Raw genomic sequence first — 24,392 nt, forward strand, 5'->3', positions numbered from 1 at the left:
AGACGGGTATGCGCAAGGCGACCACGACCACCGCGGGCGCGTCGGCCGGGCTCACCGAGGCAGAGCTCGCCGCCCTCGACGCCCACTGGCGTGCCGCCAACTATCTCGCCGTCGGCCAGATCTATCTGATGGCCAACCCGCTGCTCCAGGAGCCCCTGGCGCCGGAACACATCAAACCCCGTCTCCTCGGCCACTGGGGGACCTCACCCGGTCTGAATCTCGTGCACACCCATCTCAACCGGGTGATCAAGGCCCGGGATCTCGACGCGCTCTGCGTCTGGGGGCCGGGACACGGGGGCCCGGCCGTACTCGCCAACTCCTGGCTGGACGGCACGTACTCGGAGACCTATCCGGATGTCAGCCGGGACCGGGCGGGCATGGAGCGGCTTTTCCGGCAGTTCTCCTTCCCCGGCGGGGTCCCCAGCCATGTCGCTCCCGAGACACCGGGCTCGATCCACGAGGGCGGCGAACTCGGCTACTCCCTCGCGCACGCCTACGGAGCCGCGCTGGACAACCCCGGGCTGCTGGTCGCCTGTGTGATCGGTGACGGTGAGGCGGAGACGGGGCCGCTCGCCGCGTCCTGGCACTCGAACAAGTTCCACGACCCGATCCACGGCGGCGCGGTCCTGCCGATCCTGCATCTCAATGGCTACAAGATCGCCAACCCGACCGTGCTCGCCCGGCTGCCCGAGGACGAACTCGACTCCCTGCTGCGCGGCTACGGCCATGAGCCCCTTCATGTCAGCGGCGACGAGCCCATGGCCGTCCACCGCGCCATGGCCGCGACCATGGACCGCGCCCTGGACCGTATCGCCCAGATCCAGCGGGACGCCCGCGAGGGCCGGACCACCGACCGGCCGAACTGGCCCATGATCGTGCTGCGTACGCCCAAGGGCTGGACCGGCCCCCGTGAGGTCGACGGGCTGCCCGTCGAGGGGACCTGGCGCGCGCATCAGGTCCCGCTGAGCCGTGTCCGGGAGGACCCCGACCATCTGCGGATGCTCCAGGCATGGCTGCGCTCCTACCGTCCCGAGGAACTGTTCGACGCGACGGGCACGCCCCATCCCTCCGTACTCGACTGCGTACCGGCGGGAACGCGCAGGCTGGGCGCCAATCCGCACGCCAACGGGGGTCTGCTGCTGCGAGATCTGCCGGTCCCGCCACTGGAGCGGCACGCGGTCCGCGTGGACCGGCCGGGCACGGCCCTGCACGAACCCACCCGGGTGCTCGGCTCCCTGCTGGAATCCGTCATGGAAGCGTCCTCGGGACGGCGCGACTTCCGGGTCTTCGGCGCCGATGAGACGGCGTCCAACCGGCTGGACGCGCTCTACGAGGCCACGGCGAAGGCATGGGAGGCCGCGACGCTCGGTACGGACGAGCATCTCGCGCCCGACGGCCGGGTGATGGAAGTGCTCTCCGAGCATCTGTGCCAGGGATGGCTGGAGGGCTATCTCCTCACCGGCCGGCATGGTCTCTTCTCCAGCTACGAGGCGTTCGCCCATATCGTCGACTCCATGGTCAACCAGCACATCAAGTGGCTGCGGACCTCGCGGCGGCTGCACTGGCGCCGCCCCATCGCCTCCCTCAACTATCTGCTGACGTCCCACGTCTGGCGCCAGGACCACAACGGCTTCTCCCACCAGGACCCCGGCTTCGTCGACCACATCCTGAACAAGAGCCCCGAGGTCGTACGGGTCTATCTGCCGCCGGACGCCAACACGCTGCTCTCCGTGGCCGACCATGTGCTGCGCAGCCGCGACTACGTCAATGTGATCGTCGCGGGCAAGCAGCCGAGCTTCGACTGGCTCACGCTCGACGAGGCCCGCGCCCACGCCGCCCGGGGTGCGGGGGTCTGGTCGTGGGCCGGTACGGAAAGCGCCTCGAAGACCAGCTACCGGGAGCCGGACGCCGTCCTGGCCTGTGCCGGGGACGTGCCCACCCTGGAGACACTGGCCGCCGCCGACCTGTTGCGGCGGTATCTGCCCCAACTGGCCGTACGCGTGATCAACATCGTCGACATGGCGCGACTGCTGCCCCACGACGAACATCCGCACGGGATGCCGGACTCCGAGTACGACGCCCTGTTCACCGCCGACAAGCCGGTGATCTTCGCGTACCACGGCTATCCCTGGCTGATCCACCGGCTCGCCTACCGCCGCAGGGGCCATGACAATCTCCATGTCCGCGGCTACAAGGAGCGGGGGACGACCACGACCCCGTTCGACATGGTCGTCCGCAATGACCTCGACCGGTACCGGCTGGTCATGGATGTGATCGACAGAGTGCCGGGGCTGGGGGTACGGGCGGTCACCGTACGCCAGACCATGGCGGACGCCCGTACCCGCCACCACGCCTGGATCCGCCGGCACGGCACGGACCTGCCCGAGGTCGCCGACTGGACCTGGACGGGCTGAGCCCGGCTCCACCGGACGGCGGAGCCGGACCCGAGCCGCCGTGTGCGCGCCACTTTCGATACACGACCTACGGCTTACGGCCTTACGGCCTTACGGCGTGAACTCACCGGTCAGCGCGGCGGCCATGCGCAGATGCGGCGCGGCCTCCGCCGCCCTGCCCTGCCGCTCCAGCGTCCGGCCCAGCATCAGCCGGGCGTAGTGCTCCACCGGGTCGCGCTCCAGCACGGCCCGCAGCTCGGTCTCGGCCTTCGCCAGCCGCGCCGAGTGGTAGTAGGCGCGGGCGAGCAGCAGCCGCGGCGCGACCTGCTCCGGGACCTCGTCCACCAGCCCGGTGAGGATACGGGCGGCCGTGACGTACTCCTTGGCGTCGAAGAACAGCCGCGCGCGGTCCCAGCGCTCGGCGGCCGTTCCGTACTCGTAGTACGTGGTTTCCACGTGCCCTCCTTCATCGTCTTCGTACACCCTGAACACCCTAAGATGGTTGAACATTCCACTATCGATTTCGTGTGGGTACTGCCCGACCGGGCACCACGGGAATAGGTTGTCCGCCATGAGTAATCTTGATCGTCAGGCATCCGTCAGCGTCTGCGGCGGTCGCGGTTTTGTCGTCGCCGAACCGGTACGTGAGTTGCTGAGCCCGCGCCGGGTCCAGCTGGGGGAGTCCACGGAGGTCCGCAGGCTGCTGCCCAATCTGGGCCGCCGCATGGTGGGTGCCTGGGCCTTTGTCGATCACTACGGGCCCGATGACATCGCCGACGCGTCCGGTATGCAGGTGCCGCCCCACCCGCACATGGGGCTCCAGACCGTCAGCTGGCTGCACGACGGCGAGGTGCTGCACCGCGACAGCCTGGGCAGCCTCCAGACCGTACGCCCGCGCGAACTGGGCCTGATGACCTCCGGCCGGGCCATCTCCCACTCGGAGGAGAGCCCGCGCTCACACGCCCGCTTCCTGCACGGCGCCCAGCTCTGGGTCGCCCTCCCGGACGCCCACCGCCAGGTCACCCCGCACTTCCAGCACCACGCGGACCTGCCCGTCGTCACCGCCCCGGGCCTGATCGCCACCGTCATCCTCGGCGCCCTCGACGGCGCCGTCTCGCCGGGCACCACCTACAGCCCCCTGGTCGGCGCCGACCTGGCCCTCGCCCACGGCGCCGAAACCCGGCTGCCGCTCGACCCCGACTTCGAATACGCCGTACTGGCCATGTCCGGCGAGGCCGAGGTCGACGGCGTACCCGTACTGCCCGGATCGATGCTCTACCTCGGCTGCGGCCGCACGGAACTCCCCCTGCGCGCCGAGTCCGACGCCGGACTGATGCTCCTCGGCGGCGAGCCCTTCGAGGAGGAGATCGTCATGTGGTGGAACTTCATCGGGCGTTCGCACGAGGAGATCGAGGAGGCGCGCAGGAACTGGATGGAGGGCTCCCGCTTCGGCGAGGTGTACGGCTACGACGGCGACCGGCTGCCCGCCCCCGAACTCCCGCCGGTGGCGCTGAAACCCCGTGGACGGGTGCGCTGACGCGCGGCCGAGCGGTCGTCGTCCGCTGTGACGTGTCGAGCCCGGAACGGCGGGGTCAGCCGAACAGGCCGGAACCGAGCGGATCCCGCTGGTCGAAGCCGGGGAGGATCAGGAAGGTCGCGCCGGCGGTCGTGGTCGTGAAGGGCAGCAGCGCGTCGGAGGCGTCCATGCGGCTGAGCGTGGCCGTGAAGGTCCGCAGATCGTTCTGGAAGCTGATGAAGAGCAGGCCGGGGGCGGGCTCGTCGGTGCTGTAGGAACGGCGGAGCATGTGCCCCACCCCGACCACGGTGGGGTTCGCCCTGCGGACGTGGGCGTCCACGGGGACGAGATAGCGCCCGTCGGGCGTCTTGGCGCCGAGTTCCGGGCCCGAGGCGACGGTGCCGCCGGAGAGGGGTACGCCGCTGGCCCGGCGCCGCCCGAAGACCGCCTCCTGCTCGGCGACGGACAGGGCGGCGAACCGTGTCAGGTCGAGTTCCATGCGCCGCAGTACGGCCAGGGTGCCCCCGGCGACGGCGGGGGGCCCGGCCAGCCACAGGTCACGCTCCTGCTCGGCCGCCGTGTGCGGGCCCACGATGCCGTCGATGAAACCGAGCAGATTGCGCGGCGCGGTGACGCCCTCGGCGACGGGCACGTTCGCACCGCGGCGCCCGCTCTGCCGCCAGCGTTCGCGGACGCGGTCGCCGGCCTGGTCCAGGAGCGCGGCGGCGACGACCGGCAGGAGCAGCGCGTCGTCGGCGCAGATCTGTATCAGCAAGTCACCGCCGCGTGCCCGCGAGGCGATGCGCTCGCGGGAGAACCGCGGGAGGTCGACCGCGCCGGGCAGTGCGGCACCGGCCGACCGTACCAGCCGCGGACCCACGCCGACGGTCACGGTCAGGTCGCCCGGGGACAGGCCCAGCAGCCGTGGGTCGGACCCGGCGGTGAGGGCGAGGACGGCCTCGCCGAGTTCCGCCAGCAACGGGCCGGGCGCCCCCGAGGTGTCGAGGTCGGCCACCACGGCCAGCAGGTTGCGCTGGGCGGAGCGGGGAAGCGTGACGCCCGCCTGATGCCGGCCCGTCGCCGGAACCGTCGTGGGCGTGGCCGCCGCGGAAGGGGCGGGCGGGCCCGGCCGGGCGGAGTCCGATGAGCATCCCGCGATGAGACCGGCGGCCACCGTGGCGCCGGTGACATCGAGGAACGCGCGGCGTGACGGGTGGCGATCGGCGCGGTTCATGAGGTGCAGATTGCCATACCCACCTCGCGTCCGCCGTTCAACTTCTCTATTCCGGCGGGGAATTCGCCGCCGTGCCAGACTGGGATCATGTCTCGATCAGCTCTTCGCGTGATGGCGGCCTTACTGGGCGCACTGACACTGGTGGCCGGTTGCAGCGGTGGCGGGGGCGGTGGCGGCGACGACGGATCGGGCAAGGGCCAACGGCCGGAGGGTGCGCGGGTGACGATCCGTGTGCCCGGCGACGCCCCGACGATCTCGGACGCGGTGTCCCTGGCCCACCCCGGTGATCTGGTGCTGGTGGCCCCGGGCGTGTACCGCGAGTCGGTGAGGATCGACACGGCTCGTATCACGCTGCGGGGCGAGTCCCGGCACAAGGTGGTCATCGACGGGCAGCTGCGGCGGCCGAACGGGGTGGTCGTCACCGCGCCCGGGGTGGCCGTGCAGAACTTGACCGTGCAGAAGAACACGCAGAACGGGGTGCTGGTCACCGGTTCGGCGGCGGCGGTCAACGGCCTGCCGGGGAGCGGCGGTTACGACACCGGCGACGAACCCGTCCGCCTCCTGAAGTCGTTCCAGGTCTCGCATGTGACCGCGACCCGCAACGGTCTCTACGGCATCTACGCGTTCTCCGCGCAGAACGGTGTCATCGAGCACTCCTACGCGTCGGGCGGCGCGGACTCGGGGATCTATGTCGGCCAGTGCAAGCCGTGTCGGATCGTGGTGCGGGACAATGTCGCCGAACTCAACGCGGTCGGTTACGAAGGCACCAACGCCGGCGGCGACATGTATGTGGTCGGCAACCGTCTGGTCGGCAATCGCGTCGGACTGACCACCAACTCCGACCACCAGGAGAAACTGCTGCCGCAGCGCGACGCCGTCATCGCCGGGAACCTGATCGCGGACAACCAGCAGTCGCGGACCCCCGAACAGGCCGACGGCGGCTGGGGCCTCGGTATCGGCGTCGACGGCGGCAGCGACAACCAGTTCATCCGCAACCGGATCACCGGCAACACCAACGCCGGGCTCATGATCACCGCGACCGCCGATCTGACGGCGGACCGCAACCAGATCGTGGGCAACACCTTCACCGCCAACGGCGTCGACATCGGCTGGACGTTTCCCACCGCCACCGGCGGACAGGGCAACTGCCTGCGGGGGAACGTGCTTCGCAGGACCGTACCGGCCGGGCTCGAAGACACCGCGCCCTGCCCGGTTCCCGCCACCTCACGCACGCCCTCGGGCAGTTGGGCGAGTCCGACGGCGCCCGCGGGCATCCCGTTCACCGACGTGGCCGCGCCGGGCCCGCAGCCGGAGTTCCCGGGGGCCACCACCACAGGCGCCACCGCCGTGCCGGACGTTCCGGCGCTGCCGGACATCGCGGACATCGCGCTGCCGTCGGCGTCGCTGCTCGCCGCCCGAGCGCGGGTGGGGAACTCGTGAGGGGCGGCTACGACTGCCCCGGCGCCGGTGTGATTCCGGGGACCGGCTTGACGGGAACGTACGTCCGGGGGTCGAAGTCGAAGACCGCCGGCTGCGACTCGGAGGCGATATCGACCTGCACCCGGTACATGGTGCCGTCCGAGCCGATCCAGTAGCGCACGGTCTCCGCCGAACCCGCCTTGGTATCGGCGTCCGGCCCGTTCATGATGTCCGTCCGATGGCCGTGCACCGTGTCCCGCCCGACCCATGCGGCGCCGTTCTGCGGCAGCAGTGCGGCGTTGTCCGGCCGGTCGTTGCCGAGGCGGAGCGCGATGGCCAGCGAGCTGTCCAGGGACATACCGGATGTCCGCAGCTGACGGCTGTACCAACCGGACGTGGGCGGCGACTCCGGTGCGGTTGCCGGGGGGTCCTTCATGGGGTGGACAAGGACGGTAGTGGCCGTCCACTGGATCAGCCCGTCGCTGGACGTGTCGCGCCCGGTCCCGCGCACCACCCCGTAACCGGTGTGGGTGCGGTAATCGATGGATCCGGTGATCACCAGCCCGCCGGTGGCGTTCGGCACGGTGATCGTCACCGCACGGCCCCCCGCCTGGTAGTTGAGGAACCGCGTGACCGCCAGCCGGTTCACCTCGTCCGAGGTCAGCGCCCGCGGGGAGGCGGGGCCACCGCTGTCGCCGAGGAGGACGAAGGCGGCGACGGCGGCCATGGCGGCAGCCGTGATGCCGATGACGGCGGCCGCCCGCCGTCGTCGCCTCGGCCACCGTCGGCGTCGGTCCGGCTCGTGTCCCTGGAGACCCTGCTTGCTGTCGCTGCTCCGCGCTCTTATGCTCCGCACGCGGCGCGACTGTAACAGGTCTTCGCCGGGAGACCAGCAAACTCTGCGTTTACCGGACATGACGTATCGTCACTTGTAAACTCGCGCTGGATTCTGCCGAGTTAACATCAGCGTAGGACGAGGTAAAGGAATGCCATGCCATTACGTGGAGTGGTGCGGTTAGGGCTGTCAGGCCTCTTACTGGTGGGGGGCGGCACAGGCGCGATCCTGACCGGCGCCGGACAGGCAGGCGCGGCGGCTTCTGACGGCACCCTGACCGTGCAGGTGCTGCGGGACTTCTTCGGCACCGGAGTGGTCAACTCGACCATGGACGTGCCGCAGCGGGGAATGAAGGTCGAAGTCGCCGACTCCGCCGGCCATCACGTCACCGGTGTCACGGATGCCACCGGAAAGGTCATCGTGCCGCCGTCGAACGAGCTCACCGGCGGCCGGTACCGGGTCGATGTCACCGTCCCGGCACCGTACAGCGACTATCTGCGGGCGGCGCCCGCCTCGACCGCGCCGAACCACTTCGACAGCTTCACCACGTTCGTGGACGTCTCGGACGGCAAGGACGACTCGGTGATCACCGGGGTCTGGAACCCGGCCGACTACACACTGCCCGACTCCCGCTACTTCGTGCCGGTCCAGAACGGTGCAGGCGGGACGGACACCCGGGCGCTGGTGGCGTTCGGGACGGACACCCGGGGCAACTGTCCCGACCCGCAGGCATGCCCCGAGGTGCTCAACACCCAGGACCAGGTGGGCACGACCTTCGGGCTGGCCTACGACAAGTACCGCGACCAGCTGTTCCAGTCGGCGTTCGCGCGGCGCTACACCGAGTACGGGCCGGACGGCGGTGGCGCGATCTACACCGTGCCGACCGACGGCGGGGGCGCGCCGAAGCTGTTCGCGAAGGTGCCGGGCGCCACGGAGACACCGCATGACACCGACAACCTGATCAAGGACGCCGGGTTCACCGACGCACCGGGCAAGGAGAGCATCGGCGGCCTGGCCCTGTCGGAAGACGGCTCGACCCTGTACGCCGTGAACCTGCTCACCCGCAGCCTGGTCAGCTTCGACGCGACCGAGCCCACGGCCTCGGCGCCCGAGGCGACCGTACCGATCCCCGACCCGGGCTGCGCGTCGGACGAGGACTGGCGTCCGTTCAGCCTGGCCGCCCACAACAACACCCTGTATGTCGGGGGCGTGTGCAGCGCGGAGAGCACCCAGCAACGCTCGGACCTGAAGGCCGTCGTCGCCACCTACGACGGCGAGGAGTTCACCACCGTCCTGTCCCAGCCCCTGGACTTCGAGCGAGGGAGCGTCTTCACCACCAACTCCGGCCGCGACCAGGTCAACCACTGGAACCCGTGGAACACCGACCTGGACGACTGGGACAGCTTTCTCGTGACCGGCGCGATGATCAATCCGCAGCCGGAGTTGGCCACCACGGCCTTCGCCCGCGACGGCTCGATGATCCTCGGCTTCCGCGACCGGTTCATGGACGTGGTGAGCTGGGGCGGGCTGGACCCGAGGCCCGGCAACAACACCCCGCAGAACGGCATGGCCGGCGGCGACATCAATATGGCATGCGCCACGCCCACCGGTGAGTACGAGTGGGAAGGCACCGGAAGCTGCCCCGACCACGCCACGGACCCGACTGTTGACGGGGTCCAGCCCCCTGGCGTCGTCGAGTACTTCCCGGGTGACTTCTTCCCGAACGGCGGCTCCGCGACCCAGCCCGGACCGCACCAGGAGTCCGCGCTGGGATCGGTCGCCTACATCCCGCAGCAGCAGTGGGTCGTCAGCACGCAGATGGACCCGACCGGCCGGGTCGGCACCAGCGGAACCGGCTACTACGACATCGCCACCGGCCTCGGCCCCGGCAACGCCCCGGCCGCCAACGCCTACGAGTTCGTCGGTCAGAACGGGTTCGGCAAGGCCGGTGGTCTCGGTGACATCGCGTACGCCGCGGCGAACGCGCCGATCCAGATCGGCAACGTGGTGTGGTACGACGGCGACCACAACGGCGTCCAGGACCCCGGGCAGGTGCTGCTGCCGGATGCGACGATCAACCTGCTGGACGCCGATGGCAAGCAGGTCGCCACGACCACGACCGATGCCGCCGGCGAGTACTACTTCGGTGGCGTCGGCGCGGAGTACGAGCTGACACCGGGCGCCAAGTACACCGTCCAGTTCGATGTGTGCACCGCGGACACCACCGAGGTGCCGGGCCAACCGGCCGCCACCGAACTGCGGTTCACCTTGCCGCGGGTCGGTGAGGACCGGGTACATGACTCCAATGTGACCCCGCCGACCACCGGCCGATTGTGCAATGGGTACGCCCCGGTCACCGCACCGGCCAAGCCGGGAGGGGTTGATCACACGATCGACGCCGGCGTGTACATCCCGCAGCCGGAATCGCCGTCGCCCACGCCGCCCGAATCTCCGTCCCCATCCCCGACACCGACTCCGACTCCGACACCGACTCCGACACAGGCGCCGCCGACAGGCCCGGCGCCCAACACCCCGGCACCGGCCGGCCGGCCACCGGGATCCCTCGCCAACACCGGCACGTCCGACCTGGGAGAGATGCTCGCCCTGGTGACCCTGCTCCTCGGTGCGGGAGCGGCGGCCGTCCTCATCAGCCGAAAGCGGCGCGCCAGGCACCGCTGACATCCGAAACCCCGACGGGCCGGTGCGACGCACCGGCCCGTCGGCATGACCGACTTGATCAACGGCAGCGGTCGGGGTCGTCCGGGTGACGCTCGAACGAGCGGGATCGTCCCCGGCGATGGGCGGACGATGCGTCGTGCGTCTGTCCGGCCGATTACGGCAGTGCGGCGCCGCGCGCGGTGATCCAGAGCTCGTACCACTCCTCGTGAGTGAGTTCGGGCTCCCGCCGCGCCGCGTCGCCGCACGCGCGGATGCGCTCGGGCCTGGCGCTGCCGACGACGGGAGCGATACGGGCCGGGTGCCTCCGCAGCCACCACAGCAGAATCGTTTCCGGTGTGGTGCCCTTCGACTCGGCGAGTGCGGCGACGTGCCGCGCCGTAGCCTGCTCCGTGGGGGTCTCCTGGAGACCGGTGAAGCGGCCCCGCGCGAGAGCGCCCCAGGCCTGGAGACGGATCCCGTTGGCCCGGCAGTGCTCCAACGTCCCCTGGGGGAAGCCGACGGACACCTCCTCCGGCGTGTTCACCAGCACACCGCCCTCCAGCCAGTCCCTGCGGTGCAGGCTCATCTCCAACTGGTTGGCCACCAGCGGAAAGTCCAGATGCGCCTGGAGCAGCGAGATCTGCGCGGCGCTCATATTGGACACTCCGAACGCGCGCACCAGCTTCTGCCGGCGCAGCGAGGTCAGCGCGCGGGCGATGTCCTCGGGATCGGCCAGCGGGTCCGGCCGGTGCAGCAGCAGCACGTCGATGACGTCCGTCCGCAGCCGGCCGAGGCTCTCCTCCACCCGGCCGACGATGGACTCACCCCGCAGGTCGTACATGCCCGGCCGGTCGCCGTCGGCCAACCGGATTCCACACTTGGTCTGCACCACGATGCGCTCGCGCAGCCCGGGTGCCCGGGTGAGAACCTCACCGAACACCGCCTCCGACTTTCCGTGCCGATAGATGTCGGCCAGGTCGAACACGGTGATCCCACTGTCGAGTGCCGCCTCGACCGCGGCCTCGGCCTCGGCGATGTCCGCCGCGCCGTACGGTGTGGTGTCCCAGCTTCCGCCGAGCCCCATGCATCCGTACAACAGCCGCTCGTCGCCCGGCCCCTGGGTTGTTTCCGCTCGCGTTGTCACGGGCGGTCAGCCTTCCACAGGCGGGCACGTGGGACAAATGACGTCGTGGTCTGTTCCGGGCGACGTCCGTGGCACGGCCCCCGGCGGCCGGTCCGCGCCGGAAGCTACGCGCGCGTCAGCGTCCGCGCGCTGTTGTATCCCTCCGTCCGAAGGGCGGGCCGTCCGGAGCGAAGGGCGTCCGCGGGCCAGGACAGCGTCACCGTCTGGGACTCACCGGGCAGGAGCCACAGGTAGTTGTCGCTGTACAGCGTCGGCAGCACCCGTCGGCCGTCGTGGGCGTCGAGCAGCGACAGCCGCACCATCGACGCGACGACGGCGCCCCGGTTGCGCACGGTCACGGTCATGCCGCGTCGCGTCCCGGAGCGGGAGACATGACCCAGGTCGGCCGTGATCCTGACCGTCCTGGACGTGTTCAGCGCCCGCATGTCGGCCGGCTCGCGGTAGCGCCAGTACGTGTTCCGGGACAGCGGCCTGCCCTTGCTGTCCTCCAGGCTCACCCGCAGCAGATGCAGGTCGGGCAGGTCCGGTCCGAAAGCCGCGGCGAACGCGGTCGCCGTGGTCGACGCGGCGACATCGAGCTTCGCACGGCGCTCCGTCCCGAGCGGGCGCCCGGACAGATCGTGGAGGCGGGCTCGGACGGTCACACCCGTCAGGTCACGGGCGGTGTGGTTCACGGCCGTGACCTCCCATTTCTCCGGGTCGGCCTGTACATGGACGGGCTCGCAGGCCTTGCGCGCCCCGTAGTAGGTGCCGTTGACATCGAAGTCGTAGTCGTATGTCTGCCATACGGTGCTGTGCCAGGCCGGGTGGGACATCCAGAGCATCAGCCCGCTGGCGTCCTGCCACAGGTTGGCGTTCCATGCCTCGAACATGGCCCTGGCGTTCTCGTAGTTGACGAACTGCGCCTTGCGGGCGAAGTCGTCCAGGTCCTTCGCCGTGTCGAGACGGGCCTCGATGGCGGCACGGTAGTTCTGCGGAGCCTGGTTTCCCCGGGTGCTCCAGTCGTGGTAGTACCAGGCATCGCCGATCGGCCATTCCGGCTCGTCGCCGACGAGACTGCGCATGCTCTCGGCCGTCGACACCACGGGCATGCCGATCTCGGTGTGGAAGCCGAAGTGGCCGCCGCCGTAGGTGGACCGGGAGAAATAACGTTCCGGATCGATCCAGCCGTACGGGCCGCCGCCGGAGATGATGCCGCCCGCCGAGTTGTTCTGGTACAGGATGCCCGGTGCCTGCGACTGGACGGCCTCGCGCATGCCGGTGTCGATCGCGGCGGGCGGGTTGCCCTCGTTGGCACCGCACCAGACGACGACACTGGGGTGGACGCGGTAGCGGAGCACGGTGTCCCGCGCCAGGCTGTTGAACGCGTCGTGATCCGGCGGGTCCATGGCCCACGCGTTCGGGAAGTCGTTCCACACGAGCAGCCCGTACTCGTCGCAACTGGCGAAGAACTCCTCCCGGTTGCTGCTGCCGAGCCAGTTGCGGATCATCGTGAAGTTCATGTCCCGGTGCATCCGCACCGCCGTGTCCATCCGCTCGGCGGGCATCCTGCGCAGCAGTTCGTCCCACCCCCAGTTGCCGCCCCGGCAGAAGACCCGCACGCCGTTGACACTGATCTTCAGCGGCTCGGGGGTGTTGTCGACGGCCTTCACATCCGTCCAGGTGTCACCGTCGTCGGACACCTGGATGACATACGTCTTGGGGTAGGCCGGCTCCCACACGACGACGACGCGGTCGAAGGACACGCTTTCGCCGAGGTCCACCCGGATCCACTGGTTGTCCTCGTACGCGGAGGACCAGCGGGTGTCGGCCTTGCCGTCGGTGGCGTTGGCCGCCTTGTTGCCGCCGTCCTCCGTGGAGGCGGTGGCGGTCTTGTGCAGGGCGAGGTCGGTGCCGGGCGCGGCGCTGTCGACCACCGACAGGCTCCACAGCGAGGAGCCCCAGCTGGTGGCCCGCTCACCGCCGTTCAGCCGCACATACCGGGCCTGGCGGGCGCCGATGTCGACACTCTGGAGACTCGCGTTGGCGTTCCCGAACGGCAGCGGAACCGCCGAGTTGTCGACCGATTCCGCGTCGGTCCAGGTGTCGCCGTTGTCCGAGACCTGCACCACGTACGTCTTGGCGTACGCCCGCTCCCACCGCAGCTCCACCCGGTCGAAGGACACGGGCTCGCCCAGGTCCACCTGGATCCACTGGTCGTCCTCGAACGCCGACGCCCAGCGTGTTCTCCCGTCCCCGTCCGTGACGTGCTCGGCCTCATGGCCCGCTTCGTCGACGGACGACGCGGTGGCGGTCCTGTGCAGGGCCAGGTCGGTGCCGGGCGCGGCGCTGTCGATGACCGAGAGGCCCCACAGCGACGAGCCCCAGTCGGTCGCGCGCGTCAGGCACCTGACGCGTACGTATCGGGCCGTCCTGGCGCCCACGTCGACCGACTGCGTATACGTGTCGGTGCCGCCACCGAACGGGAGAGGCACCGCGTACTCGTAGCCGAACTGGCGGATGCCGAAGCGAGTGGTGCGCCGGTCGCTCTCCGCGCCGTCGACGGTCACGACGAGCGTCAGATCGTGCAGGGCGGGCTCGCCGTAGCCGTTGGGCCACCACAGCTTCGGGTCGCGCACGCGTAGCGGCGCGTGCTCGGCGGGCGTGAAGACCACGTCCGTGCTCGCGCCGCCCGGCACGGTGACGGTCCTGGAGACCCGTACGTCGTCGAACGACGCGGTCACGGTCACACGGCGTTCGGCGGAGTCCGCGTTGCGTACCGGCACCACGATCGTCACCTCGGCCGTGCCGGTGTCGGGCAGCCCCGGCAGTGTGGTGTCCACGCGCGGGTCACCGATGACCGCGTGCCCCGTCGAGCGTAGTCGCACATGGTTCCAGATCCCCGAGACCCGGTCGCGTACGGCCGGCATCCAGTCCCAGCCGGAAGCGGCCAGATACGTGGGGGAGTTGCGGTTCATCATGGTGGCCCCGGCGTCCACGAAGGCCAGGCCCGCCTCACTCTTGTCCCCGGGGCTCCCGGGGAAGGGCATGGGCGTGATCCGTACGGCGAGCGCCTGCTCGCCGCCGGAGGCCAGCAGTTGTGTCACATCGTGGGCGGAGCGCGCGAACGGATACGTCAGCCCGCCCACCCGCGTGCCGTTGAGCCAGATGTCGGCCTGGTGGTTGACGCCGTCGAACTCCAGCCAGACATGGCGGCCGGGGCCGGTGCGCAGCTCGCGCGGCAGACGGAAGCCGCGCCGGTACCACCACGCGTGGCGCGAAAGGGCCTCGGGGATGTGGAGGTTGTTCATCCCGGCGACCGGGTCGGGCAGATGGCCCTGGTCCACCAGCGAACCGAGGATCGTGCCCGGCACGGTCGCGGGCAGCCAGCGGCTGGTGTCGACCGAGGGCCGGGACAGCTCGGCCCCCTCGGCACCGGCCCAGTCATCCATCGTCAGCGTCCAGCCCGACTCCAGCGGGACCGTTCCGTCGTCGGAGACCTCCAACGCGGGCGGGCGGTGGTCGTGGCTGCCCCAGTCCGTCCACCCACTGACCGCGGGCCTGCGGCCCCCGGCCGTGCCGAAGACCTCGAAGCCGTTGAGGCCCAGCGGGTTGGCGTTCGACCGCTTCGTCACGGTCATCCGCACCCAGCGCGCCTTGACCGGTTCGGTCAGCTCGATCTCCGCCACCCCACCGACACCGGAGACGGTGCGGTACACGGTGGTCCACGCGCGCCGGTCCCGGGACGTCTCGATGGTGAAGGCCACCGCGCAGCTGGACAGGATTTCCTGGCCGGTGGTGTTGTCCCGCGGATTACCGCTGGTCGACGGCGTGAAGACCGGGTCGTCCTCGGTCGCCTCGAAGGTGAGCCGTACGGAATCGACCTCGCACTCCGCCTGGAGATCGATGGAGATCCACTGCGGATCACCGCCCGCGGCCCGCCACCCACTGCCCCGCACGCCGGTGGACTTGAGCCTGTCCACCACGAACTCGCCCGGTGTGGGGGCGTAGTCGACGGACGACACCTCCACGGGCCGGTACGCCGCGAGCTCGCCCCGGGACCCGGCCTCGACCGCGGTGACCGGGGACCCCGCGGCGTGACTCGTTCCGGAGAACACGCCCCCGAGCCCCAGGCTCGCGAGCAGGGTCGAACCGGTCGCGACAACGGACCGGCGGGAAGGGTGAGATGACTGGTCAGACATGAGTGACGTGATCCATTCCAGGCGAGCCCTCAAGAACAGGCGGCCTGCTCCGGCCCGCCTGACAACGTTGCCATAGGTTTCAATCCGCCACCGTTTCTGTCAAGGGTCCGCGCGAAGATCCGCCGCTGCCGAGCCAAGCGGCGCGTGGGGGCGGCTGCTCCTCGTGAAGGATCGATCCACTTTGTCGTGATTGGCCATGTTCCGCAGGGTGGGGATCCGCTGGGATGGACATGTCTCCGCCGCCATACGGCGGGACGGGAACTGCCTCCGACCGCTACCGAAAGGTCCTTGATGACCGTGCCGCGCCCACGCACGTTCGCGCAGGTCGACGTCTTCTCCCCACGTCCCCTTCTCGGCAATCCGGTTGCCGTCGTCCTCGACGGGACGGACCTGAGCGACGAGGAGATGCGACGTCTGGCCCGCTGGACGAATCTGTCCGAGACCACGTTCGTCCTGCCCCCCACCGCCACGGAGGCGGACTACCGGCTGCGGATCTTCACCCCTGGAGGCGAACTGCCCTTCGCCGGGCACCCCACTCTCGGGTCCGCCCGCGCGTGGCTGGACAACGGCGGCACACCACGCAACAGTGACCACATCGTGCAGGAATGCGCCGCGGGCCTGGTCGGCGTGCGCTGCGGCGATGGCAACCTGTCCTTCGCCGCGCCGCCGCTCGTCCGCGACGGCGCCCTCGACGAGGAGTATCTCGACCGGATCGTCGCCGCGTTCGGCATCAAGCGTGATCGTGTCCTTGCCCACCAGTGGGTCGACAACGGCCCCGGCTGGGCCGTTGTCCAACTGCCCACGGCCGAGGAGGTCATTGCCCTCGAACCCGACCTCTCCCTCGTCCCGACCGCGATGGTCGGCGTGATCGGTGCCTGTCCCGAAGGAGCCGAGCACGCCTTCGAGATGCGTACCTTCGCCCCCGGCGCCGGAGTGGCCGAGGACCCCGTGTGCGGCAGTATGAACGCCTCCGTCGGGCAGTGGCTCACCTCCACCGGCGGCGCTCCCTCCACCTACCGGGTCTCTCAGGGCACGCGCCTGGGCCGGGCGGGGACGATCGAGATCACCGCCGATGAGGACGGCACGGTCTGGGTCGGCGGCGCCGCCATCAGCTACATCCGCGGCGCCATCGTCCTCTGACCGCCGCCACCATCCGCCGACCGGTCGCCGCACCCGCCCGTCGGAGGGAACGGGCCCGCTCCGGATCCCGGGCGGTCGGGGCTCAGGCCGCGCTGGATGAGGGCGAGCAGGGCGCGGTCGGACAGGGCTTCTTCTTCCTCGTCCAAGCCGGACCAGGCCCAGAACTGGGTACGTCGTCCAGCGGCATCAGCCGGTCGGCGAGTTCGAAGTACTCCGGGCACAGCCGGTCCAGGGCCTCCGGGGCCGGGCCGTCGTCGAGGATCGCGCGCCGGGTGCGGGCGCGCGTGGGACGCGGCGCCGTCCTGACGTCCCTCCGTGCGAACCCCACCGCCTCCGCGCGCTCGCTGAAAGGAGTGAAAAGGGTGAGGTCTGTCGTGAAGGCGAATGTATCTGGGCAACTGAGCTGTAACGGGCGCGCGTTGTGCGTGGCAGTCCGTTCGTTGGCGGTAGTCGCCGCGCAACGTCGCTGAGGCCGACCGGGATTGGGCGGCCGTCAGGTTGGAGGAAACATGTCCGTACAGACCGTCACTCGCACCCGAGGGGCGCTCGCCGGATCGGCGGAGCGTGCCGCGGTGAACTCGCTGATCGCCGAAGCGGAGGCATCGGTCAGTGGCGCGCCGGTGTTCGCGCCGGAGGCCGGTGGGATCCTCCTCGCCCTGGTTCTGCTGTCGCCCAAGGAGCCGAAGGAGCCTCGCGAGAAGTAGGCCCTGGGTGACGGAAGCATCTCCGACGGTTCGCAGAGAAAGGTGGGTTGCCGATGTCGCACGCGGGCTTCGCCCCGCCGGCTGACTATGCGGCGGCCGTGGACAGTCTGGCCGGACACGTTCTGGACGCTTTGCGGAACGTGAAGAACCCGCCGGGCCTGGCTGTTCATGTCGCGCGAGCGGCGGACACGCAAGCGGCGTTGGCCGCGGTGCGGGTGCTGGGACCCGATGTCTTCGCACCCGCACTGCTCACCGGAATACCCTTCGGGCCGGCGGACCGGGAGGTGGTGGCCGAGGCGCTGCGCGTCTTTCCGCCGTCCTCCGGCGATCCGCCGGAGGTCATCGGTCTCGGCCGGGCGACGGCCACCCTGCTCGCCCGGTACGACGGCACGGGCGCCGCCGCGCGGGGCGGGATCGTGGCCCTGCCGGATCCGGCGGGAGGGTCCGGCCCGGTGGAGACCGAAGGCGACTGGCGTGCCTGGGCGCTGTGGATGGCGCGGCTGTCACCGCTCGCGCTGCCCGGTCCGGCGGATGGGGTGTCCGAGCAGGCGGCCCGCCGTACGCTCGACCTGAGCCGGGGGCTCACCCGCTCGATGCTGCGCCGCGACTACCCCACGGCCGCGCGGCTCGCCCGTTGGGTCGCGCTGGTCCCGAGCGCGGTCACCGCGCCGGGCATGGACATCGCCGCCGTGGTGACACACCTGGAGCTGTGCGGAGCGACCGGTGTCAGGACCGTGATGAACACGGCGATCGCACGGCTGCTCATCGCCGGGCACCAGGAGCGTAAGGAGCACGGCACATGAGTACGACGTCGACCGGAGCGCCGCCGCCGGCCCGGCAGGTCGCGCACCTGATGGCCGCTCGCGCACTGGGATGGCTGCACGACAACCTCGGCCGCGCCGCGGTGCCGCCGGACACCACGGCCGAACTCGCCGATCCCGACAGCGTCTACAAACCCCTCGGCGAATCGGCGCTGGCCGCCTCTCTGGTGCTGCGCGAAGGCATGGCCTCGTCGGGCGGCCGGCAGGCGGCCAGGGACCTGCTGGACTTCTCGTGGCGGCAGTTGCGCTCCGGCGATCTCCTCTATGAGCGGCAACTGCGGTATCCGATGCTGACGGATCCGATGGAGCTGTACACCCACTTCGCGCGCGGTGGGCACCGGCACGAGCGGCTGGAGAGGCTGATCGCGCACCTCGGCGGCCTCGTGTCGCAGCGAGGCGCGGAGCTGCTGCCCAACCGTCGGCTGGCGGTGGCGAACGCGGCCAGGATCTCCGGGGTGGGCCGCCGTGCCGACTGGTCCGCGCTGCTCGACGCCACGTGGCTGGGGCACACCCCCGAGCCGTGGATGATCGACTGGATGACGGCCTACTGCATGACGCACACCGTCTTCCATGTCACCGACTGGGGAGCGCGACCGGAGGGTCTGCCGCCCCGGATCGGCGACTATCTGGCCGCGTGGCTGCCGGTCTGGATGGATATCTGGCTGGAGATCCAGGAGTGGGACCTCGTCGCCGAACTGCTCATCGTCGACGGCTGCCTCCCTCGGCCGGGACAGGTGCCAGGGGTCTGGGAGCGGCTCGCCGCGGCCCAGCGTCCGGACGGTCTGCTGCCCCGTGACGGACAGCCGGTGGACGAGGACCCGGACAAGGCGTTCCGGGATCATCGCCACACGGCTGTTGTGGTGACCGTCGCCGGGACCCTGGCGTCGTCCCGCTACGACGATGCCGCCCGCGCCTGACCCCGCCCGGCTGCTGACCGGGCGTCTGGAACCGGTCGCCAACGTGCTGGGCGACCGGGCGGGCCTGGTGGTCGCGGCGTACACGGCGGGCGAAACGGCCACGCTCTGCCGGGGATTCACCGACCGCACCGGAACGGTCCCCGTCACCGACCGGACCCGCTTCGAACTCGGGTCGGTCACCAAGACGTTCACCTCGCTGCTCCTCGCCGACCTGGCGGTACGGGGCACCGTACGGCTCGACGACCCGCTCAGCGCCCGGATCCCGGTCCGGTCGCTGCCGCGGAGCCCCGTAGCCGCGGACATCACCCTGGAACATCTGGCGACCCACACCTCCGGCCTGCCGCGGCTCCCTCCGGGGCTGCTGCGGACCGCACTGCCCTCATGGACCACGAACCCGTACCAGGCATATCCGCCGGACGCGCTGCTGGACTCCCTCGCCCGCAGCCGACCGCGGCATACCCCCGGCACCCGGGTGCGGTACTCCAACTTCGGCGTCGGGCTGCTCGGCCGCCTGCTCACCGAACAGGCCGCCACCGGCTACGGCGCGCTGCTTCGCGCACATGTGCTGGAGCCGCTGGCCCTGACCGACACCACCGCCGACGCCGCGGAACCCCAGGCCACCGGCCACTGGCACGGCCGCCCGCGACCGCCCTTCCTCATCCCCGCGATGCCCGCCGCCGGCGCCCTGCGCTCCAGCGCCCGGGACCTGCTGCGCTATCTGCGTGGCCTCATCGCTCCGCACACCACCACACCGCCCGGGGACCCGCTGAATCTCGCCCTGCACGAGGTGGCCCGCGCCCGCCGCCGCGCCCCCGACGGCCCGGAACTGTGCCTCGGCTGGACCAGACGCGTGCGGCCGGGCCACGCGCCCGCTCTTTACTTCCACTCCGGTGCCACCCGCGGCTTCACCGCCTTCATCGGCTTCAGCCAGGAACCGGCGGTCGCCGTCGTGGCCCTCACGAACACCGCACCCGGCCCGCACAGCCGATTCGTCCAGGCCGCCTACCAACTGCTCGGGGACCTCGCCCGCGAGCCGGGCGGACGGCGCTACTTCGAGGACACGGACACGCCCTAGTGCCGGGAGGGGCACTAGCCTCGGCGGGCGAGGGCGCGCGTTCGGTCGCCTCAGTTGTCCCGACGGTCCCGTCCCAGGGCCTCCCGCCCCGCGTACCGGGCCCGGGGACCCAGTTCCTCCTCGATGCGCACGAGTTGGTTGTACTTGGCGGTGCGGTCGGCGCGGGAGAGCGAACCCGTCTTGATCTGGCCGCAGCCGGTGGCCACGGCGAGGTCGGCGATGGTGGTGTCCTCGGTCTCGCCCGAGCGGTGGGACATCACGACGGTGTAGCCGGCGCGGTGGGCGGTGGCGACGGTGGCCAGGGTCTCCGTGAGGGTGCCGATCTGGTTGACCTTCACCAGAACCGAGTTGGCGATGCCGTCGCGGATCCCGGCCCGCAGCAGTGCCTCGTTGGTGCAGAAGACATCGTCGCCGGTGAGCTGGCAGCGGTCGCCGAGCCGCGTCGTGAGCAGGCGCCAGCCGTCGTGATCGTCCTCGGCCATCGGGTCCTCGATGGAGACGATGGGGTAGCGGTCGACCAGTGCGGCGAGATAGTCGGCGTGCTCGTCGGCGCTCCGGCGGACACCTTCCCCCGAGTAGTCGTAGACGCCGTCGCGGTAGAACTCCGAGGAGGCCGGGTCCATGACGATGGTGATGTCGGTGCCGGCTTTGTAGCCGGTGCGCTCGACAGCTCGTACGACGAAGTCCAGCGCCTCGTCGGCGGTGCGCAGATCGGGGGCGAAACCGCCCTCGTCGCCCACGTTCACGCTGTGGCCGGAGGCGAGGAGGTCACCGCGCAGGGTGTGGAAGACCTCCGAGCCCATCCGGACGGCCTCGGCGAAGGTGGCCGCGCCGACCGGGGCGATCATGAACTCCTGGAAGTCGAGCGGATTGTCGGCGTGGGCGCCGCCGTTGACGATGTTCATCATCGGCACCGGGAGCAGGCGGGCGTCGACCCCTCCCACGTAGCGGTACAGCGGCAGGCGGTGGGCGGCCGCGGCGGCCTTCGCGGTGGCCAGGGAGACACCGAGGACCGCGTTCGCGCCGAGCACCGACTTGTCGGCCGTGCCGTCCAGTTCGATGAGCGTCGCGTCGACCGTTGCCTGATCCTCGGCATGGAGCCCGACGACGGCATCCGTGATGCGGTCGTTGACGGCGTCGACGGCGCGCCGCACTCCCTTGCCGTGGAAGCGGGCGGGATCGCCGTCGCGCAGCTCCACCGCCTCGCGCGCGCCGGTGGAGGCTCCGGACGGTACGGCCGCACGGCCGAGCGACCCGTCCGACAGTTCTACGTCGACCTCGATGGTGGGGTTTCCCCGGCTGTCGAGGATCTCTCGTCCTGCGACCCGGCTGATAACGGTCACCCTGCTGCTCCTCACGTGCGGCCGTATGACGACGGAAGTAAGTTCCGTCGGGAAACAAAGTGAGTCCCGAAAGGGAACTTACTATGGGCGGATGAGAATGCACAACGCTGACGAGACCTGCGGGATCGCCCAGGCGGCCGTCGTCCTGGGGGACTGGTGGAACGTCCTGGTCCTACGGGAGATCGCGCGCGGCCATGTCCGGTTCGACGCGCTGGCCACCGAGATCGGCCTCTCCCGCAAGGTCCTCACCGAACGGCTCGGGAGGCTCGTCGCCCTGGGAGTGCTGCGCCGTGTCCTCTACCAGCGACGTCCGGTCCGCTACGAGTATCTGCTGACGCACTCCGGGCAGGCGCTGCTGCCGGTGCTGGTGGCCATGCAGGACTGGGGCGACCGCTGGGTCCTCGGCGACGGCTCCCCTGCCGCCACGGCGGCCGAGGGCGGCGCGGAGCACGCTCGCGCGCACGCGCTGGCGGGCACCCGCGTGCCCGACGGGCTCGTCCTGCCCGCCACCGACGGCACCGACCGGGACGTGGTGAGCCCGGAGGGGGCGACCGTGCTGTTCGCCTACCCCGGCACGGGCGTCGAGTGGGACGAGCCGGTCCCGGGCGCCGTCGGCTGCGTGCTGGAGAACCGCCTGTTCGGCGACGCCTGGCCCCGGTTCCAGGAGGCAGGCGTGGAGCTGCGCGGGACGAGTACGCAACTGCCCCGGGAACAGGCCGAGTTCGCCCGTGCCGAGTCGGTCCCGTACCCCTTGCTCTCCGACGCGCGGCATCAATTGGCGGCGGCCCTGCGGCTGCCGACGTTCCGCGGTGTGGGGCGGCTGCGGCACAAACGGCTGATCCTCGTCATCGACGCGGAGCGGACCGTACGCCATGTGCTGTTCCCGGTCCTCGACATCCCTCAGGCGGTCGAGCGGAGCCTGAGCCTGGCCGCGGCATGCGCACGGACACCGTGACCGCGGCGTATCCGACCCGCCGGCTCACGCCGCGGTGTGCCGGGAGCCGAGTTCAGGCGTGCGAGCCGGCCGGGGCGGTGCGGGCTGCCGTGGTGGTGGTGGCCGCCGGGAAGGGAGTGATCGCGGTGCGCCGGAACTCGCTCGGGTTGGCGCCCCGGACCCGCTTGAACGCCGCGCTGAACCCAAACGGGTCGGAGTAACCCACGGCGCGGGCGATCTCCGCGACGGTCGCGGCCTCCTGCTCGACCAGGAGGTCCGCCGCGAGCGTCATGCGCCAGCGGGTGAGATAGGTCAGCGGCGGTTCGCCGACCAGGTCGGCGAACCGCTTGGCCAGCGTCGAACGCGACACCCCGGTGCGCTCGGCCAGCGCGGTGACCGTCCACGGCGCCGCCGGTTCGGCGTGCAGCAGCCGCAGCGCGTCGCCGACCACCGGGTCCCGCTGGGCGGCCCACCAGGCAGGCGGCTCGCCGCCGGGCCGGTCGAACCACTCGCGCAGCGTGCAGACCAGCATCCAGTCCAACAGCCGGTCGAGCACCACCTGTTGGCCCGGGGTGTCGACGGCGACCTCGGCGGCGAGATGATCGAGCACCGGGTCGGACGTGCCTCCGCCGTCCACACGCAGCACGGCGGGCAGCGCGTCGAGCAGTCGGCGGCTGATCTCCCCGCGCACCGGATAGGCACCGACGATCAGGGTCGTCGCACCACGGACGTCACCGGCGTCCGCGCCGCAGTCGCGCCAACCGAGCCGGTGCCGGGTCCCGCCCTGCTCGGGTGTCGCGCAGAACTCGCCGCAGGCGATCGGTTCGGCCCGGGTACCGACCTCGTCGACGAAGGTGAACGTCGCGGGGCCGCGCACGACGATCGTCTCGCGGGCGCGCAGCGGCTCGGGCGGACCATGCTCCGGCACGATCCAGCCCGCCCCGGTGAGGACGGTGCACAGGGTCAGCGGCGCGCCGTCCACGAAGCGCAGTGCCCAGGGCGGGGACAGGGTCGAGCTGGCGAACAACGAGCCGTGGGCTCGCACACCACGGATCAGATCACTGAACACGTCCACCTCAGCCAGGTTAGACGACGGCGAAGCTGGACGAATACGCAGGCGATCCGGCTTCTTGCCCATGGGTTCGTCCAAGTCGGCCCTGTTCAATCGGTGTCATGAGCAACGACACCACTCTCGTCCTCGGCGCGACCGGCAAGACCGGTCGGCGGATCATCCCCCGACTGCGGCTGCACGGCATTCCGGTCCGTGTGGCCTCCCGATCGAGCCGGACCCGGTTCGACTGGTCCGACCCCGACGGCTGGGACGCGGCCCTGCGGGGTATCTCCGTCGCCTATGTGGTGGCCCCGCGCGTGCCGGGCCCGGTGCACGAGTTCGTCGCCCGGGCCGAGGCCGCCGGAGTGCGCCGGCTGGTCCTGCTCTCCGGGCGCGGCGCCGACACCTGGGGGGATTCCACCTTCGGGCTGGACATGCGCTCGGCCGAGGAAGCCGTACGCGGCTCGGCGCTGGAGTGGACCATCCTGCGGCCGTCGAATTTCGCCCAGAACTTCGACGAGGACGTTTTCCACGCCCCGCTGGTCGCCGGGGAACTGGCGCTCCCGGCCGACGCGGTTCCCGAGCCGTTCATCGACGTGGACGATGTCGCCGACGCCGCGACCGCGGTGCTGACCGAGGCCGGCCGCCACGCGGGACGGGCCTACGAGCTGACCGGACCGCGTGCGCTCACCTTCGGCGAGGCCGTGGAGCTGATCTCCCGGGCGTCCGGGCGGTCCCTCGCCTACCGGCGGATCTCGCCCGCCGAGTACGCGGCGGCGCTGGTCGAAGAGGGCTTGAGCGAGGAGGACGCCCACCATGTCGCCGAGATGTTCGTGCTGATGGAACGCGGGCTGATCGCCGCGACGACGGATGACCTCGCCACCCTCCTGGGGCGGGCGCCCCGGACCTTCGAGGAGTACGTCGCGCGGACCGCGGCGGCGGGAGCCTGGCGGGAATGACCGCCCGGCGGCGGGCCGCGCCGCCGCGATGTCTCACCGACACCTACCGGTTGAACGGTTTCCCTCCT

At 70.8% G+C, this 24,392-nt stretch carries 19 protein-coding genes; 11 read left to right on the forward strand and 8 right to left on the reverse strand.

The window, feature by feature from the left end; translation table 11 throughout:
- Positions 1-8: 8 nt before the first annotated feature.
- Positions 9-2,414: a phosphoketolase gene (locus M1203_RS15145; RefSeq protein WP_249950201.1), complete on the forward strand. Its 2,406-nt coding sequence runs from the start codon at positions 9-11 to the stop codon at positions 2,412-2,414.
- Positions 2,415-2,504: 90 nt separating this feature from the next.
- Here the strand turns inward: M1203_RS15145 and M1203_RS15150 are convergent, their stop codons facing one another.
- Entirely contained in the window at positions 2,505-2,849 is a 345-nt protein-coding gene (locus tag M1203_RS15150; protein WP_249950202.1) for a tetratricopeptide repeat protein, read from the reverse strand.
- 115 nt (positions 2,850-2,964) lie between these two features.
- Here M1203_RS15150 and M1203_RS15155 point away from each other — a divergent pair, with 115 nt between their 5' ends.
- On the forward strand, positions 2,965-3,930 hold the full coding sequence (locus M1203_RS15155; protein WP_249950203.1) for a pirin family protein: 966 nt from the start codon (positions 2,965-2,967) through the stop codon (positions 3,928-3,930).
- Positions 3,931-3,985: 55 nt separating this feature from the next.
- Here M1203_RS15155 and M1203_RS15160 read toward each other — a convergent pair whose 3' ends face one another.
- Positions 3,986-5,143 (reverse strand): Dyp-type peroxidase, encoded by a 1,158-nt coding sequence (locus tag M1203_RS15160; protein WP_249950204.1) that lies wholly within the window; start codon positions 5,141-5,143, stop codon positions 3,986-3,988.
- An 87-nt stretch (positions 5,144-5,230) separates the two neighbouring features.
- Between M1203_RS15160 and M1203_RS15165 the strand changes: the two genes are divergently transcribed.
- Complete coding sequence (locus M1203_RS15165; RefSeq protein ID WP_249950205.1) at positions 5,231-6,583, forward strand: nitrous oxide reductase family maturation protein NosD; 1,353 nt, start codon at positions 5,231-5,233, stop codon at positions 6,581-6,583.
- Positions 6,584-6,590: 7 nt separating this feature from the next.
- Here the strand turns inward: M1203_RS15165 and M1203_RS15170 are convergent, their stop codons facing one another.
- Complete coding sequence (locus tag M1203_RS15170; RefSeq protein ID WP_249950517.1) at positions 6,591-7,289, reverse strand: hypothetical protein; 699 nt, start codon at positions 7,287-7,289, stop codon at positions 6,591-6,593.
- 264 nt (positions 7,290-7,553) lie between these two features.
- On the opposite strand from M1203_RS15170, the gene M1203_RS15175 reads away from it, so the two are divergent.
- Positions 7,554-10,076, forward strand: a complete 2,523-nt coding sequence (locus tag M1203_RS15175) for an SdrD B-like domain-containing protein (RefSeq protein ID WP_249950206.1) — start codon at positions 7,554-7,556, stop codon at positions 10,074-10,076.
- A gap of 154 nt (positions 10,077-10,230) precedes the next feature.
- Here M1203_RS15175 and M1203_RS15180 read toward each other — a convergent pair whose 3' ends face one another.
- Together M1203_RS15180 and M1203_RS15185 are read right to left on the reverse strand one after the other, a co-directional pair.
- Entirely contained in the window at positions 10,231-11,199 is a 969-nt protein-coding gene (locus M1203_RS15180) for an aldo/keto reductase family oxidoreductase (protein ID WP_249950207.1), read from the reverse strand.
- 104 nt (positions 11,200-11,303) lie between these two features.
- A complete protein-coding gene (locus M1203_RS15185) occupies positions 11,304-15,380 on the reverse strand; it encodes a discoidin domain-containing protein (protein ID WP_249950208.1) in 4,077 nt (1,358 codons plus the stop codon).
- Between the two features lie 291 nt (positions 15,381-15,671).
- Here M1203_RS15185 and M1203_RS15190 point away from each other — a divergent pair, with 291 nt between their 5' ends.
- Entirely contained in the window at positions 15,672-16,520 is an 849-nt protein-coding gene (locus M1203_RS15190; protein WP_249950209.1) for a PhzF family phenazine biosynthesis protein, read from the forward strand.
- 82 nt (positions 16,521-16,602) lie between these two features.
- On the opposite strand, the gene M1203_RS15195 is transcribed toward M1203_RS15190, so the two are convergent.
- Positions 16,603-16,848, reverse strand: a complete 246-nt coding sequence (locus tag M1203_RS15195; protein ID WP_249950210.1) for a hypothetical protein — start codon at positions 16,846-16,848, stop codon at positions 16,603-16,605.
- A gap of 181 nt (positions 16,849-17,029) precedes the next feature.
- On the opposite strand from M1203_RS15195, the gene M1203_RS15200 reads away from it, so the two are divergent.
- From M1203_RS15200 to M1203_RS15215, 4 genes are read left to right on the forward strand one after another with little or no spacing between them, the layout of a single operon-like run.
- Positions 17,030-17,224, forward strand: a complete 195-nt coding sequence (locus M1203_RS15200) for a hypothetical protein (protein ID WP_249950211.1) — start codon at positions 17,030-17,032, stop codon at positions 17,222-17,224.
- A 53-nt stretch (positions 17,225-17,277) separates the two neighbouring features.
- On the forward strand, positions 17,278-18,027 hold the full coding sequence (locus tag M1203_RS15205; RefSeq protein WP_249950212.1) for a hypothetical protein: 750 nt from the start codon (positions 17,278-17,280) through the stop codon (positions 18,025-18,027).
- On the forward strand, positions 18,024-18,962 hold the full coding sequence (locus tag M1203_RS15210; protein WP_249950213.1) for a hypothetical protein: 939 nt from the start codon (positions 18,024-18,026) through the stop codon (positions 18,960-18,962). Before M1203_RS15205 ends, M1203_RS15210 begins: the two co-directional genes overlap by 4 nt.
- Positions 18,946-20,037 (forward strand): serine hydrolase, encoded by a 1,092-nt coding sequence (locus M1203_RS15215; protein ID WP_249950214.1) that lies wholly within the window; start codon positions 18,946-18,948, stop codon positions 20,035-20,037. Before M1203_RS15210 ends, M1203_RS15215 begins: the two co-directional genes overlap by 17 nt.
- A 50-nt stretch (positions 20,038-20,087) precedes the next feature.
- Here M1203_RS15215 and eno read toward each other — a convergent pair whose 3' ends face one another.
- Entirely contained in the window at positions 20,088-21,380 is a 1,293-nt protein-coding gene (gene eno, locus M1203_RS15220) for a phosphopyruvate hydratase (protein ID WP_249950215.1), read from the reverse strand.
- A gap of 91 nt (positions 21,381-21,471) precedes the next feature.
- On the opposite strand from eno, the gene M1203_RS15225 reads away from it, so the two are divergent.
- Positions 21,472-22,335: a winged helix-turn-helix transcriptional regulator gene (locus M1203_RS15225; RefSeq protein ID WP_249950216.1), complete on the forward strand. Its 864-nt coding sequence runs from the start codon at positions 21,472-21,474 to the stop codon at positions 22,333-22,335.
- Between the two features lie 52 nt (positions 22,336-22,387).
- Here the strand turns inward: M1203_RS15225 and M1203_RS15230 are convergent, their stop codons facing one another.
- Positions 22,388-23,389 carry an AraC family transcriptional regulator gene (locus M1203_RS15230; protein ID WP_249950217.1) on the reverse strand — a complete coding sequence of 334 codons (1,002 nt, stop codon included), beginning with the start codon at positions 23,387-23,389 and terminating at the stop codon, positions 22,388-22,390.
- A gap of 98 nt (positions 23,390-23,487) precedes the next feature.
- Here M1203_RS15230 and M1203_RS15235 point away from each other — a divergent pair, with 98 nt between their 5' ends.
- Complete coding sequence (locus tag M1203_RS15235) at positions 23,488-24,324, forward strand: NAD(P)H-binding protein (RefSeq protein ID WP_249950218.1); 837 nt, start codon at positions 23,488-23,490, stop codon at positions 24,322-24,324.
- Positions 24,325-24,392 lie beyond the last annotated feature (68 nt).

Origin of the sequence: Streptomyces sp. 35G-GA-8 (genome assembly GCF_023534745.1) — a bacterium.
Classification (GTDB): domain Bacteria; phylum Actinomycetota; class Actinomycetes; order Streptomycetales; family Streptomycetaceae; genus Streptomyces.